A 12576-nucleotide genomic window follows, 5' to 3' on the forward strand; every position below is an offset into this window, starting at 1 on the left:
CACCATGATCCGCGCGGCGCCTCGAGCGCCGTCGCGAACGTAACACCAGCATCGGGGTGTCAGGACGCTGCGACTTCGCGTCCGCAATCATGCCGGTCGTCTGCGCCGAAGGCGCGTCCGGCATGACTGCGGCCACCGCATCCCGCACCCGACGTTCGTGACGACGCGTACGTCCCTCTGCATGGGGCAGGACGACGCGGATCATACATGATTTACGAGAAAACGAAAGCGAAAAATTTCGGTCTTTTCGAAGTAGACGAGACGGCGGCGCTCAGACGTGATCGCTTTCTCCGACTCGGCGAAGCTCGGCCTTCGGATCCGGTCTCTGCAGGGCCGCATACACGGCGCCCAGCACGACGCTGTACGCCTCGACCATCGCCAGCGAAAACAGCGCCGGGCCGGCGCCCAGCCCGAGCGACGTTGCGAACGGTCCAAGGCCGATGGCGGGAAACAACCCGATTCCGAGCAACACCCAGCCGGCGAGCCCGAGCAGGAAGCCTTTGGCGACGCCGCTGCCGCCGGGCAGGCGATGGAAGAAGCGGCCGAACAGCAGGCCGATCAGGAAGGCTCCGTTGAGCTGCGACAGCAACCATAGCGGCGCCCCATCGTGCATCGCTCGGGCGAACAGGGGCGAGAGCGTGTCGAGAAGCGCCGAGGCGGGATCGAACTGCGGCAATAGGTGAAGCCGGCTCTTGAGCTCCATCAGGCCGATATGCGCCAGCGTCCCGCAGCCCGATGCGACCGCCGACGTCCATATCCAGCGATAGCTGCGGATCGTTGTCATCTCCTCTATTCGCCATGGCTCGTCCGTGGCTCGTTGATCTCGCTCAAGCATGCGATCTCGCCGCTCGCTTAGTTTGCGCAAACTCATTGGTGCCACGTCAAGGAGTTCTGCAATGCGATTAGATCCACGCGCGCTGGTCTTCGCGGCCGCAATCGTCACCGTCACCGCCGCACCGGGCTTTGCCCAGCCGGGGGCGGGCGGACCAGGTTGGGGCCCGGGCATGATGATGGGGCCGGGGATGATGGGCGGCCGGGGCTTCGGCTTCCTTTGCAATCCCCGCATGGCCGGATTTGCCGAGTGGCGGATGTCGCAGATCGAGGCCGCCATCAAGCCGAACGACGCGCAGCGGGCGCGGCTCGATGATCTCAAAGCGGCATCGGCCAAGGCGGCGGAGCTGATCACGAAGGACTGCCCGGCGACGCCGCCGGTCAAGGCGACCGACCGCCTCGCATTGGCGGAGCAGCGCCTCGACACGATGCAGCAGGCGATCAAGATCGTCCGGCCGGCGTTTCAGGCGCTCTACGACTCGCTCGATGACAAGCAGAAGGCGGCCATGGACGCCAGCGGTCCGCGCAACTGGGGCTGGCGTCACTGGCATTGGCCGTGGAGCGACGAGTAGCCGAGATCTGGCGCAGCGGTGGCCATGCGTCTCGCATCTTCCGGGCCGCGCGGCCGTCGACCATCGGTATCGCCTGGCCAGGCTGGGCGCACTGAGCAGGACAGGATTTGACCGTTCACGGCCCTCGTGTTCCGGCGCGGCATGGCGTAAAGCAGCCGGATCGAAACGAGGTTTCCGGTCACTTGTCCTTTCCCACGACGAATCCGCCGCTCGCCCGCGCTCTGGCCGAGCGCAATTATGAAACTCCGACGCCCGTACAGCTCGCCGTGCTTGCGCATGACGCCGTCGACCGTGACCTCCTGGTTTCGGCGCAGACCGGCTCGGGCAAGACCGTGGCCTATGGGCTGGCGCTTGCGAACAACCTGCTGGGCGAGGCCGAGCGGTTCGAGCGGGCCACCGCGCCGCTGGCGCTGATCGTGGCGCCGACGCGCGAGCTTGCCTTGCAGGTCCAGCGCGAGCTCGCATGGCTTTATCAGCACGCCGGCGCGCGCATCGTCTCCTGCGTCGGCGGCATGGATCCGCGCCGCGAGCAGCGCGAGCTGGAGGCAGGGGCCCACATCGTCGTCGGCACCCCCGGGCGGCTGTGCGATCATCTGCGGCGCGGGCGTCTCGACATCTCGGAATTGAAGGCCGTGGTGCTCGACGAGGCCGACGAGATGCTCAATCTCGGCTTTCGCGAGGACCTCGAGTTCATCCTCGAGACCACGCCGGAAACGCGCCGGACGCTGCTGTTCTCGGCGACTTTCCCGCGCGGCATCGTCGCGCTGGCCAAGCAGTATCAGGACGACGCCTTCCGGATCGAGGTCGAGGGCGACGAAGGCGGGCATGCCGACATCGAGTACCGCGCCATCCGCATCGCCGCCGACGATGTCGAGCATGCGGTCGTCAACGTGTTGCGCTTCTACGAGTCGCCGAGCGCGATCGTGTTCTGCAACACCCGCGAGAAGGTGCGCCATCTGCAGGCGGCGCTGCTGGAGCGCGGCTTTTCCGTCGTCGCGCTGTCGGGTGAGCTGACCCAGAACGAGCGGACCACGGCGCTGCAGTCGCTGCGCGACGGGCGCGCGCGGGTGTGCGTGGCAACCGACGTCGCAGCACGCGGCATCGATCTCGCGAAGCTCGACCTCGTCGTCCACGCCGAGCTGCCGAATGATCCCGAGGTGATGCAGCATCGCTCGGGTCGCACCGGCCGCGCCGGCCGCAAGGGCGTCAGCGTGCTCCTGGTGCCGCCGGCCCGCCGACGGCGCGCGGAAACGCTGCTGAACCTCGCCGGCATCGAGGCCGCGTGGGGCGCCGCGCCGCAGGCGGACGAGATCCGCAAGCTCGATCAGGAGCGCATGCTGCACGACCAGGTGTTCACCGAGGAGACGACGGCGGAGGATCTGGCGCTCGCGCAGGCGCTGCTGGCGGAGCGGTCGGCCGAGGACATCGCCGCCGCATTGGCGCGGCTCTATCGCGCGCGGCTGCCGTCGCCCGAGGACATTCTCGATCCAGGCCAGGATCGTGGCCGTGCGCGCGAGGATCGCGGTCGCGACACCGTCAGGCCGGCGCGCGGCGAGGAGCGGCCACCGTCGCCCCGAACGAAGACGGGGAAGCCGTCGGCGCGCCACGGCATGGGCGAGCCGAGCGTCTGGTTCCGGGCGGCGATCGGGCGCAGGAAGAATGCGGAAGCGCGCTGGCTGCTGCCGATGATCTGCCGCCGCGGCGGCATCGACAAGCACGACATCGGCGCCATCAAGATCCAGGACACGACGACCGAATTCGAGATCGCCGCGCGCGTCGCCGACGCTTTCACTGCGAACATCCGTCGTCCCGACAAGGAGGACAATATCCGGATCGAGCCGCTGGCGGGCGCGCCCTCGGGGCAGGCGTCGCCGGACAAGCCGCGCGCCGACAAGCGGCCGCCGCGGCGCGAGGCGGACGAGACGGCCTACCATCCGCTGCAGCGCGATGAGCCGCGCGGGGGCAGGGACGCCAAGCCGCGCGGCAAGCCGCATCGCGAGGGGCCGGCGAAACCCGGCCAACAGCCGGCGTTCGCGAACAAAAAGCAGCATCGCGACAAGTCCAGCCACGGCGGACAGACGTATTCAGACAGACCCTCGCGGGCGAAGGCGCCGGGTGGAAAGAAGGCCAAGGCCAAACGCCGCGGCTGATCGGCCCGGCCCAGGCGGGGGCTGCCGTCGCTCCGTGCTATCGGCAGGTGAGCCACCAGGGAGGAGCCGCGCATGAGCCGGTACGCCGTTCTGTATTTCGCGACGCTGGCCGTGCTGCTCGGCTTCGACATCCCGTTCCTGAGCGTCGTCGCCAAGGGCTTCTTCCAGTCGCAGGTCGGCGAGATGCTGGGCGAGATCCGTCCCGTGCCGGCGGTGCTGTTCTATCTGCTCTATGTCGTGGGCGTGCTGATCTTCGTCAGCGGGACGGCCGATGCGACATGGCGCTCGACCTTGCTCTACGGCGCGCTGTTCGGGCTGTTCTGCTACGCCACCTTCGAGCTGACGTCGCTGGCGATGCTCAAGCAGTGGACCTGGGCGGTGGTGGCGGTCGACATCAGCTGGGGCGTGTTCGTGACGGCGGTGTCGGCGACACTCGGGCTGCTGATCGCGGACTGGGCGACGCCACGGGGCTAGCACGTTCCTGGGCCTGGAAGCCTGGCGACAGGAGCCGTCGCCCGTGGCATAGTGAGCCTATAATTCACGCAATGGGCCTTGCGATGCCGGTACGAAACGTCGTTCTGACGGACGATCAGGAAAAGATCATCCAAGGTCTGGTGGAGTCCGGCCGGTACCAGAACGCGACTGAGGTGCTGCGCGATGGGCTGCGTTTGATCGAGCAGCGCGAGGCCGAAGATGCTGCACGGCTGAACGGCCTGCGTGAGGCCGCGCAGGCCGGTTTTTCTGCGCTCGATCGCGGCGAGTTCAAGGAGTTCACCAGCATGGACGAGCTTGAAGCCTATCTCAACGGCCTCTCGGACAGGCTTATCAGCCGCGCCGATTGATCGCCGCGCCCGCACGGGAGCATCTGACGATGGAGGAGACGTGGAGAGTTCGTCTCAGTGCCGTCGCAGAGCTCGACTTCGCGAATATCCTGAAATGGACGGTAGAGAACTTCGGTCGCCGTCAGGCCGAAGTGTACCGGGACACGCTGCTGCGCGCGATCGGAGAACTAGCGTACGGTCCCGATGTTGCGGGATCCAGGGCTCGAGATGAGATCATGCACGGCGTTCGCACACTTCATGTCGCACGACACGGCCGCGCTGGGCGCCATCTGCTGCTCTACCGCGTGGGTGGCCGTGGTATCATCGAGATCGGCCGCATCCTGCATGACCGTATGGACCTGCGGCGGCATTCGCCCTTCCCATCCGAGAAGGGCGAATGAACTGGCCGCTCAAGCACTCACTTGGGCTGCGGCACCACGCGCAGATAGGGCTTCGGCGCCTTCCAGCCGTTCGGATAGATCGTCTTGGCCTCGTCGTCGGACACGGATCCGGCGATGATGACGTCCTCACCCTGCTTCCAGTCGGCGGGGGTGGCGACGCGGTGCTTTGACGTGAGCTGCAGCGAGTCGATGACGCGAAGAATTTCCTGGAAGTTGCGGCCGGTGGTCATCGGGTAGACCAGGATCAGCTTGATCTTCTTGTCGGGTCCGATGATGAAGACGTTGCGGACGGTCTGATTGTCGGCCGCGGTGCGCTTGGACGGATCACCGGAGATCGCCGCCGGCAGCATGTCGTAGAGCTTGGAGACGTTGTAGTCGGTGTCGCCGATCATCGGATAGTTCGGCGCCGCGCCCTGCGTCTCGCGGATGTCCTCCGACCATTTGGCGTGGTTGTCCACCGGGTCGACCGACAGGCCCATCAGCTTGACACCGCGTTTGTCGAACTCCGGCTTCAGCCGCGCCAGCGCGCCGAGCTCGGTGGTGCACACCGGGGTGAAATCCTTCGGATGCGAGAACAAGAGGGCCCAGCTGTCGCCGATCCAGTCGTGGAATTTGATCTTGCCTTCGGTGGTGTCTGCCTCGAAGTCCGGGGCAGTGGAGCCGATCTGGAGAGCCATGGCAGTCCCTTTCAGTACAGGTGGCGGGAATAAATCTTCTAAACACTATAGGAAATGCCGCCGCGGAAGGGAACTGGCTGACGGAAAAGAGAAGATAATTGCCTCAAAGCTCACGCGACCAACAACTTCTTTTGAGTTTCCGGGCTGCGGCGAAACATCCGTGAGACGACCAGTTGCCCCGATTTCGCCATCTGTTGGTCGCAACACGCCGCCCCCTGACGCCCCTTGGCTTTGAACCGTGATCGAGGTCACTGCGGCAAATCGGCAACCGATACAAAAACCCACAGCACCGTTTCGAACCGTTAACCACTCGTTCAGACGCGGGCCGACAAGGTGGGTCAACACAGCAACTGAGAAGAGAACATGGCTACCTCTGCACCAAAAACCATCGGCATCGATGGTCTCGAACCGTCCTCCTGTGAGACCGCTGCTTTCGCGCTCGGCATCGTGCGCGACGGCGTGATCACCGGCGAGGGTCCGACCACCGCGGGACGCGTGCATTTCTCCCGCGTGCTCGATGCCGATGACGCCGCCTGGTGCGCGCGCATTCTGAGCGCTGCCGCGATTAACGACGTGCCCGTCAGCCGCGCCGAGGCCGAAGCGCTGTTCGCGATCGATGCCGCCGCGACCGAGCGCAAGGACGACGGCCGGTTCGAGGATCTGCTCGCCAAGGCGGTGGCGCATCATGCCGCGGCCGCCTCCGGCCTGCCGGTGCCGCCGCGCAGCGTGGCGTTGTCGCCGGAGACGGCGATCGAGAGCTGGGCTCCGGTCAATGCGCGGGGCCTCCGCACCGATGCGCTGGAATGGGTCGCCAAGCAGATGCGCGGCAAGCGCCAGGGCAACCGTGCGCTGATGGCGATGGTGGCCACGCTGGTCGGCGTCACCGTGCTGCCGCTGGCACAACTGCCGTCGATGATCGACATCGGCATGTAAGCGCGTCGCGTTCATCCAAAGGCACGAGTTCGACGAGCGCGATGACCTCATCGCGCTCTTTTCTTTTTGACCGGCGGCGATCGCATGACGGCTCTTGATGGCGCCGCCCGGCCGGTGAATCAATCGGCGGTGCGACATGCGGGAACGGTCTCCTCGGGTATCGCTGCGCTCACCCGGGCTACGGCACCACGTCTAGTCGAAACAGAAATGCCCCACTTTCGCGGGGCACTCTGCTGATCGCGTAGAGGTGGCGGACTGACTACTTCGCCGCCGCCGTTTTCTTCGGCGCCTCGTCGTCGAGTCCCACGGTGCGGCCGGGGAAGCCGGCGGCGTCGAAATAGCGCTGGGTGCCGACGCGCTGCAGCTTCAGCACGGTGCGCAGTCCGCCGGCGGCCGGATCCGACTTGATGACGTCCGACGTCGCCTTCGGCGTGGTGCCGTTCGGCATCGCCTCGGTCATGATGCGGCCGATCAGTCTGCCCTTCGGAGCGACCTTGAGGTCGAGCAGCTTCGCCGCGGTGATGCCGACATCGGCATTGCTGACGGGCAGGGGATCGACGAAGCCCGCCTTGAAGTCGGGTCCGATGGCCGCCATGAAGCTGTAGGTGTCGCCGCGGCCGAACGAGCCGTGCATGCCCTGGCCCTGGCGCAGCACGGTGTCGGCGACCTCGACCTGGCAGTTGCTCGGCTGATCGCAGCCCGGCGCGACATAGGAGCGGAAGTTGATCACGATCGCCGGATGCGGCGTCACCGCCTTGCCCTGCAGGTTGATTCGCGACAGCGGCAGCGTGCCGGGAATCTCGCCGAGCTTGTCGTCGACGAAGATGCCGGAGACGTAGTCCTGCGCCAGCAGCGCCTTGACGGTGCGGCGGGCGAGCTTCCTGTCGTTGTTGGGCAGATAGATCAGGTCGGAGCCGCCATTGGTGGCGACGACGAGATCGGGCTTGGTTGGATCCTTGCCGAGCACGCCGTTGCCGGCCTTCGGGTGCTTGCCGTCGGGCACCGCCGCGTTCTTGTCGTTCGGATCGAACAGCGGCAGGTCGAGCGCCTTGGCGAGGTCGATCGCCAGGAAGCCCATCGGCAGGAAGTCCTTCGGCGTGTCGTCGTAGCTGACCTTGGCCGACGGGCTGGTCTTGCTCTCCTTGGAGATGGTCGAGAAGCCGTGGTCGGCCTGGACCATGATGTTGGTCGAGGCGGCAAGCCCGAGATCGTCGAGCGCCTTGCGCAACGTCGCCAGATTGTCGTCGGCATTCCTGATGCCGGCCATCGACGTCGGGCCATTGATGCCCGGCGTGATGGTGTTGAGGCTGTCGCCGTGATTGTGCTGGCTGCCGTCCGGATCGCGCGACCAGAACACCAGAACGAACGGCTTGTTGCGGGCCTTGAACATCGGCAGCACCGCCTTGGTGGCGACGTCGACCATGTAGGCCTGCTGCGCGACGTTGGCCGAGGTCGTGCCCGGCGTCTTGGCGTCGCCCGCCTTTCCGTTGTCGCCGCGCGACGGCGTCGCCAGCGGCAGGCCGGCCTTGGTCATGGCATCCTTGACCTCGTCGGTGACAGGCACGCCGTTCTTGTTGCCCGTGGAATCGTCGATCACGATCGAGGAGGTCGCGCCGGGCTTGCAAGGGCAGCCGGTGTGGTCGAACAGGTAGGTCGGGCCGACTTTGCCGATCGCGGCGGTCGAATAGCCGGCCTTGCGGGCGAGCTTCAGGATGGTGTCCTCGTTGAGGTAGTCGCCGTTGAAATGCTCGTCGATATCGCCGAGCACGGCGTCGTTCTCGATGAAGGGCACGACGGTGCCGCCGGCCGGCGCCGAGGTGTAGCCCGTGAAGATCGTGTTCGAGAACGTGCCGGTGTCGCCGAGATAGTGGCCGGTCGCCATGGCCGAGCCGTTGGCCATCGTGAAGGTCGGAAACAGCGAGTGCGAATTCTTGAAGTTGACGCCCTTGTCGCGGACGGCGGCCATGGCCGGGGCGGTCTCCGGCGTCACCTTGAGCGCACGCAGGCCGTCGGGAATGAACAGGATGAGGTTATGGGGGGTGGCGTTCTGCGCAAATGCGGCTCCGGACGACAGCAAGGTCAGTCCGGCGCACAGCAGCACGAGCGGGCGGCGCATTGAAAACTCCTGAAGGCAATCGGCGGAATCGCGGCGTCTCGCCGCAGGGAAGAGCTGTAGTTTTGCCGGGTGACAGTTTTGTTACAAGAGGCTCGGAGGCCGCCGACAGCGCTCCGGGCAGGATTTTCTTGCGGCGGGCTCGTCGGTGGCAGGAACTAGGGTATGGCTTTCTGGTTGTCGGCTCACAATCAACAGGAGCACACCATGCCTGCCGACAAAGACCTCAACGAGCTCTTCCTCGATACCCTCAAGGACATCTACTACGCCGAGAAGCAGATCCTGAAGACGCTGCCGAAAATGGCCAAGGCGGCGCAGTCGGAGAAGCTGGCGGCGGCGTTCGAGAAGCACCACGACGAGACCGAAGGCCAGATCGAGCGGCTCGAGCAGATCTTCGAGCTGATCGGCAAGCCCGCCCGCGGCAAGAAGTGCGATGCGATCGAGGGCATCATCGACGAGGGCAAGGAGATCATGGACGAGTACAAGGGGACGCAGGCGCTCGACGCCGGCCTTCTTGCGGCAGCGCAGGCGGTCGAGCACTATGAGATGTCGCGCTATGGCACCCTGAAGGCCTGGGCGCTCAAGCTCAACCTGCCGAAGGCCGCCAAGCTGCTCGACCAGACGCTGAATGAAGAGCGGAAGACCGACGAGACGCTGACCAAGATCGCTGATACCGCGGTCAACTACGAAGCTGCGGCCTGACCATCGGCCGATCGTGATCACAACGCCGCCAGCGTGCCACCAGCGCTGGCGGCGGCGTCACGAGTCGCACCTTCGGAGCCTGGTTGGAGCCTGCCAAGGTGCCGACCTCGATATTCTCCCGCCGGTTGCGCATCTCTCTGCGTTCGGAGGAGGCAGGGGGCTGCAAGTCAGCCGCTGCCTATCGGATGATCCCGATCCCGGCCAGGATGAGGTCGATGCCGGCAAGAAATTGCGCGCGGTCGTCGTGCTCGCGCAGCTCTGTCGCCACCCGATGCACGAACGGGTACTCCGCGGGATCGAGCTGCGTCCACCGCGTGGCGACCGCTCCGAGGAACGCCGCGCGGTCCGTCTCGCGCGGGAGGAGGCGGGCGTTCGCGGCATTCTGCCCGGCCACGCCAAGGATGTAGTTCAAGAGCGCGGACGCGGAATCGAACAGGGCGCTTTCGGGGACACCGAGCGTCTGGAGCCGTCCGCCGACGCTTTCGACGATCTGCAGCATCGCGGACCGCCACGGTTCACGGAAAAGCTGGGCACCCACCCAGGGGTGGGCGTCGATTGCGTCGAACAGCCCGAGGGCAACGGCACGGATCGCCTGTCGCGGCTCTGCATCGCCCACGACCCCGGTCATGACACGGGCAATGACGTCATCGGTGGCCGCTGCGAGCAAATCGCTCTTGTTGGCGACGTGCCAGTAGATCGCCCCGCTGCCGGTCGCCAGGCGAGCTGCGAGCGCGCGGAAGGTCAGAGCGCTTTCGCCCTCGGTGTCGAGGATCTCGGTCGCGGCCTCGACGATTCTCTCCTTCGAGAGCGCATCCGCGCGCCGTTCCGTCCGTTGTGTTCTGCTCGCCATGACCATCATCTTGACATGATTGGAACGTTGTTCCAATCAACTTTCATGGAACGACGTTCCAGTCAATTTGAAAGGCAGATGATGACGACACCCGTCACGATCGTCGGCGCGGGCCTCGGCGGCCTTACGCTCGCACGCGTCCTCCATGTCCACGGTATCCCGGCTACGATCTATGAGGCGGAGCCATCTGCCGAGACCCGGGCGCAAGGCGGCCAGCTCGATATTCACGAGCACGACGGGCAACGTGCCCTCGCAGACGCCGGCCTCATCGATGCGTTCCGTGAGATCATCCATGAGGGTGGCGCGGCGTCGCGCGTGCTTGACCGGCATGGCACGGTGCTGCTCGCGCAGCCCGATGACGGCCGACGCCCCGAGGTGCTGCGGGGTGATCTGCGGCGGATTCTTCTCGAGTCCCTGCCAGCTGAGACGATCCAGTGGGGCAAGAAGCTGACCGGCGTTGTGCCCCTTGGCGACCACAGGCACGAGCTGAGGTTCGCGGACGGGGCGAGCGTGGTCACGAGCCTGCTGGTCGGCGCCGACGGCGCCTGGTCGAAGGTCCGGCCCCTGCTGTCGGCCGCCAAGCCAGAATATGTCGGCACGACGTTCGTTGAGACCTACCTGCATGACGCCGACGAGCGGCACACCGCGGCGGCCGAAGCAGTCGGCGGCGGCGCATTGTTCGCGCTCGCTCCGGGACAGGGGATCTGCGCGCACCGTGAGGCAGGACAGGTTCTTCACGCCTACGTCGCGCTGAACCGCTCCGCCGAGTGGATCGCCGGCATCGACTTCATGGACGCTGCCGCCGCGACGGCCCGAATTGCGGCCGAGTTCGACGGATGGGCGCCTGCGCTCACCGCGCTGATCACCGACGGCGAAACCCCGCCGGTCCCGCGCATGATCCACACGCTTCCGAACGACCATCGGTGGGACCGTGTGCCTGGGGTGACGCTTCTTGGGGATGCCGCGCACCTGGCGCCGCCGGCCGGCGAGGGCGCGAACCTGGCGATGTTCGACGGCGCCGAGCTCGGCAAGGCGATCGCCGCCCACGCCGGCGACATCGAAGCGGCACTCACCGTCTACGAAGCGGCGCTATTCCCGCGCAGCGAGTCGGCGGCCGCGGGCGCGCATCAAATCCTCAAGCTCTGCCTCGGCGACAGCGCACCATTCGGGCTCGTCGACTTCTTCAACAGTGCCCTGGAGAGGTAGGGCGGGCTCCCGCCTTCGTCACCGTGCCCACCGCCATCACATCGATGTCAGATCGCTGCGGCCAGCGCCGCGATCAGCGCTGGCGGCGTTGCTACGAGTCCGATCTTGAGAAACTGCCAGGCGGACACCTCGATTTTTTCGCGCCGCAGGGCGGTCAGCCACAGGATGGTGGCGAGCGAGCCGGTCACCGAGATGTTGGGGCCGAGATCGACGCCGATCAAAATCGCGCGGATGACCTCATGCGACAGGTGATCGCTGGCCGCCACCGAGCCGGCGACCAGTCCGACGGGAAGATTGTTGGCGATGTTGTCGGCGATCGCCGTGATCAGGCCCGCGGCCCAGGCGGCGCCAGCCGGTGAGCCGGTAACGCCCTGGTGCAGCCAGGCGCTGAGCTGGCCGATCGCGCCGGCCCGGTTCAGGCCCTCGACCATCACGAACAGGCCGGCGACCAGTGGCAGCACGCCCCAGGACACGCCTTTGATGGTTGGCCATGGCGACTGCCGGCTGACGAGCAGGATTGCGGCCGCCGTGACCACGCCACAGACGAAGGTCGGCAGGCCCAGTTGCACGTCGAGCGCCGAGGCGGTCAGCAACACGGCGGCAATCGCCATGATTCCGACCGCGGCGAGCCGGCCCTCGCGGCTCAGATGCGGCTTGTCGACATCGGTCCGCAGCGTCTCCTCACGGAGCGCGCGGCGCTGGGTCAGCCACAGCGCGACATAGGTCAGGGCGATCGCGGCCATCGAGGGCAAAGTGAACTGGCGCAGCCATTCGCTGAGATGCGGCATGCGTTCGCCGAACACGACCAGATTGGCCGGATTGGAGATTGGCAGCACGAAGCTCGCGGCATTGGCGATGAAGGCGCAGACGTAGAGATAGGGCAGCGGCGAAGCGCCGGCGGCGCGGGTGGCGGCATAGACGGCCGGCGTCAGCACGATCGCGGTGGCATCGTTGGAGAGCACCACGGTGACCAGGGTGCCGACCGCATAGACCAACAGGAACAGGAGTTGCGGCGAGCCGCGCGCATGCTCCACGGCATAGGCCGCGAGATAGTCGAACAAGCCCTCGCGGCGGGCCAGCTCGGCAGTCAGCATCATGCCGATCAGGAACAGATAGACGTCGACGCCCTTGCGGATGCCGGTGAGCGCATCAGCGACAGGCAGCAGGCCGAGCGCGACCAACAGGATCGCGCCGGCGACGGCCCACACGGCCTCGGGCAGCCGAAACGGGCGGATGATGACGCCGGCGGTGGCGGGAATGATGATGGCGTAAGCGAGCCAGGTATCTTGCAGGGACATGATCAGGGATCGATAGAGCAAA

General features: G+C 66.3%; 13 protein-coding genes. 8 read left to right on the forward strand and 5 right to left on the reverse strand.

Going from position 1 to position 12576, the window contains the following annotated elements; translation table 11 throughout:
• Positions 1 to 271: 271 nt before the first annotated feature.
• Positions 272 to 784: a DUF6789 family protein gene (locus QX124_RS30805; protein WP_315776578.1), complete on the reverse strand. Its 513-nt coding sequence runs from the start codon at positions 782 to 784 to the stop codon at positions 272 to 274.
• Between the two features lie 112 nt (positions 785 to 896).
• Here QX124_RS30805 and QX124_RS30810 point away from each other — a divergent pair, with 112 nt between their 5' ends.
• The 5 genes from QX124_RS30810 to QX124_RS30830 all read left to right on the forward strand — a co-directional run bounded on the left by QX124_RS30810 (position 897) and on the right by QX124_RS30830 (position 4775).
• Entirely contained in the window at positions 897 to 1403 is a 507-nt protein-coding gene (locus tag QX124_RS30810; RefSeq protein ID WP_315737670.1) for a Spy/CpxP family protein refolding chaperone, read from the forward strand.
• Between the two features lie 182 nt (positions 1404 to 1585).
• Positions 1586 to 3553, forward strand: coding sequence for a DEAD/DEAH box helicase (locus QX124_RS30815; protein ID WP_315799205.1), 1968 nt, complete (start codon positions 1586 to 1588; stop codon positions 3551 to 3553).
• Between the two features lie 72 nt (positions 3554 to 3625).
• Positions 3626 to 4027 carry a DUF2177 family protein gene (locus QX124_RS30820; RefSeq protein ID WP_315799206.1) on the forward strand — a complete coding sequence of 134 codons (402 nt, stop codon included), beginning with the start codon at positions 3626 to 3628 and terminating at the stop codon, positions 4025 to 4027.
• 83 nt (positions 4028 to 4110) lie between these two features.
• Positions 4111 to 4395 carry a type II toxin-antitoxin system ParD family antitoxin gene (locus QX124_RS30825; protein WP_315799224.1) on the forward strand — a complete coding sequence of 95 codons (285 nt, stop codon included), beginning with the start codon at positions 4111 to 4113 and terminating at the stop codon, positions 4393 to 4395.
• Between the two features lie 29 nt (positions 4396 to 4424).
• On the forward strand, positions 4425 to 4775 hold the full coding sequence (locus tag QX124_RS30830; protein WP_315799207.1) for a type II toxin-antitoxin system RelE/ParE family toxin: 351 nt from the start codon (positions 4425 to 4427) through the stop codon (positions 4773 to 4775).
• Positions 4776 to 4792: 17 nt separating this feature from the next.
• Here the strand turns inward: QX124_RS30830 and QX124_RS30835 are convergent, their stop codons facing one another.
• Positions 4793 to 5452 (reverse strand): peroxiredoxin, encoded by a 660-nt coding sequence (locus QX124_RS30835; RefSeq protein ID WP_315737673.1) that lies wholly within the window; start codon positions 5450 to 5452, stop codon positions 4793 to 4795.
• A gap of 363 nt (positions 5453 to 5815) precedes the next feature.
• Between QX124_RS30835 and QX124_RS30840 the strand changes: the two genes are divergently transcribed.
• Complete coding sequence (locus QX124_RS30840) at positions 5816 to 6385, forward strand: hypothetical protein (RefSeq protein ID WP_315737674.1); 570 nt, start codon at positions 5816 to 5818, stop codon at positions 6383 to 6385.
• 259 nt (positions 6386 to 6644) lie between these two features.
• On the opposite strand, the gene QX124_RS30845 is transcribed toward QX124_RS30840, so the two are convergent.
• Positions 6645 to 8501 (reverse strand): alkaline phosphatase family protein, encoded by a 1857-nt coding sequence (locus tag QX124_RS30845; protein ID WP_315799208.1) that lies wholly within the window; start codon positions 8499 to 8501, stop codon positions 6645 to 6647.
• Between the two features lie 204 nt (positions 8502 to 8705).
• On the opposite strand from QX124_RS30845, the gene QX124_RS30850 reads away from it, so the two are divergent.
• A complete protein-coding gene (locus QX124_RS30850) occupies positions 8706 to 9200 on the forward strand; it encodes a ferritin-like domain-containing protein (protein WP_315799209.1) in 495 nt (164 codons plus the stop codon).
• 178 nt (positions 9201 to 9378) lie between these two features.
• On the opposite strand, the gene QX124_RS30855 is transcribed toward QX124_RS30850, so the two are convergent.
• Positions 9379 to 10086, reverse strand: a complete 708-nt coding sequence (locus QX124_RS30855; protein ID WP_315799210.1) for a TetR/AcrR family transcriptional regulator — start codon at positions 10084 to 10086, stop codon at positions 9379 to 9381.
• Between the two features lie 45 nt (positions 10087 to 10131).
• Between QX124_RS30855 and QX124_RS30860 the strand changes: the two genes are divergently transcribed.
• Positions 10132 to 11256, forward strand: coding sequence for an NAD(P)/FAD-dependent oxidoreductase (locus tag QX124_RS30860; RefSeq protein WP_315799225.1), 1125 nt, complete (start codon positions 10132 to 10134; stop codon positions 11254 to 11256).
• Between the two features lie 47 nt (positions 11257 to 11303).
• Here the strand turns inward: QX124_RS30860 and QX124_RS30865 are convergent, their stop codons facing one another.
• Positions 11304 to 12554 (reverse strand): arsenic transporter, encoded by a 1251-nt coding sequence (locus tag QX124_RS30865; RefSeq protein ID WP_315799211.1) that lies wholly within the window; start codon positions 12552 to 12554, stop codon positions 11304 to 11306.
• Positions 12555 to 12576: the final 22 nt, after the last annotated feature.

This window comes from Bradyrhizobium sp. SZCCHNRI3043 (assembly GCF_032377735.1).
In the GTDB taxonomy this organism is placed as follows: Bacteria; Pseudomonadota; Alphaproteobacteria; order Rhizobiales; family Xanthobacteraceae; genus Bradyrhizobium.

Coding starts and splice junctions, on each gene's coding strand:
- QX124_RS30835 (WP_315737673.1), bottom strand. CDS start 5,452: ATGGCTCTCCAGATCGGCTCCACTGCCCCGGACTTCGAGGCAGACACC.
- QX124_RS30810 (WP_315737670.1), top strand. CDS start 897: ATGCGATTAGATCCACGCGCGCTGGTCTTCGCGGCCGCAATCGTCACC.
- QX124_RS30845 (WP_315799208.1), bottom strand. CDS start 8,501: ATGCGCCGCCCGCTCGTGCTGCTGTGCGCCGGACTGACCTTGCTGTCG.
- QX124_RS30805 (WP_315776578.1), bottom strand. CDS start 784: ATGACAACGATCCGCAGCTATCGCTGGATATGGACGTCGGCGGTCGCA.
- QX124_RS30825 (WP_315799224.1), top strand. CDS start 4,111: ATGCCGGTACGAAACGTCGTTCTGACGGACGATCAGGAAAAGATCATC.
- QX124_RS30820 (WP_315799206.1), top strand. CDS start 3,626: ATGAGCCGGTACGCCGTTCTGTATTTCGCGACGCTGGCCGTGCTGCTC.
- QX124_RS30840 (WP_315737674.1), top strand. CDS start 5,816: ATGGCTACCTCTGCACCAAAAACCATCGGCATCGATGGTCTCGAACCG.
- QX124_RS30865 (WP_315799211.1), bottom strand. CDS start 12,554: ATGTCCCTGCAAGATACCTGGCTCGCTTACGCCATCATCATTCCCGCC.
- QX124_RS30850 (WP_315799209.1), top strand. CDS start 8,706: ATGCCTGCCGACAAAGACCTCAACGAGCTCTTCCTCGATACCCTCAAG.
- QX124_RS30860 (WP_315799225.1), top strand. CDS start 10,132: ATGACGACACCCGTCACGATCGTCGGCGCGGGCCTCGGCGGCCTTACG.
- QX124_RS30830 (WP_315799207.1), top strand. CDS start 4,425: ATGGAGGAGACGTGGAGAGTTCGTCTCAGTGCCGTCGCAGAGCTCGAC.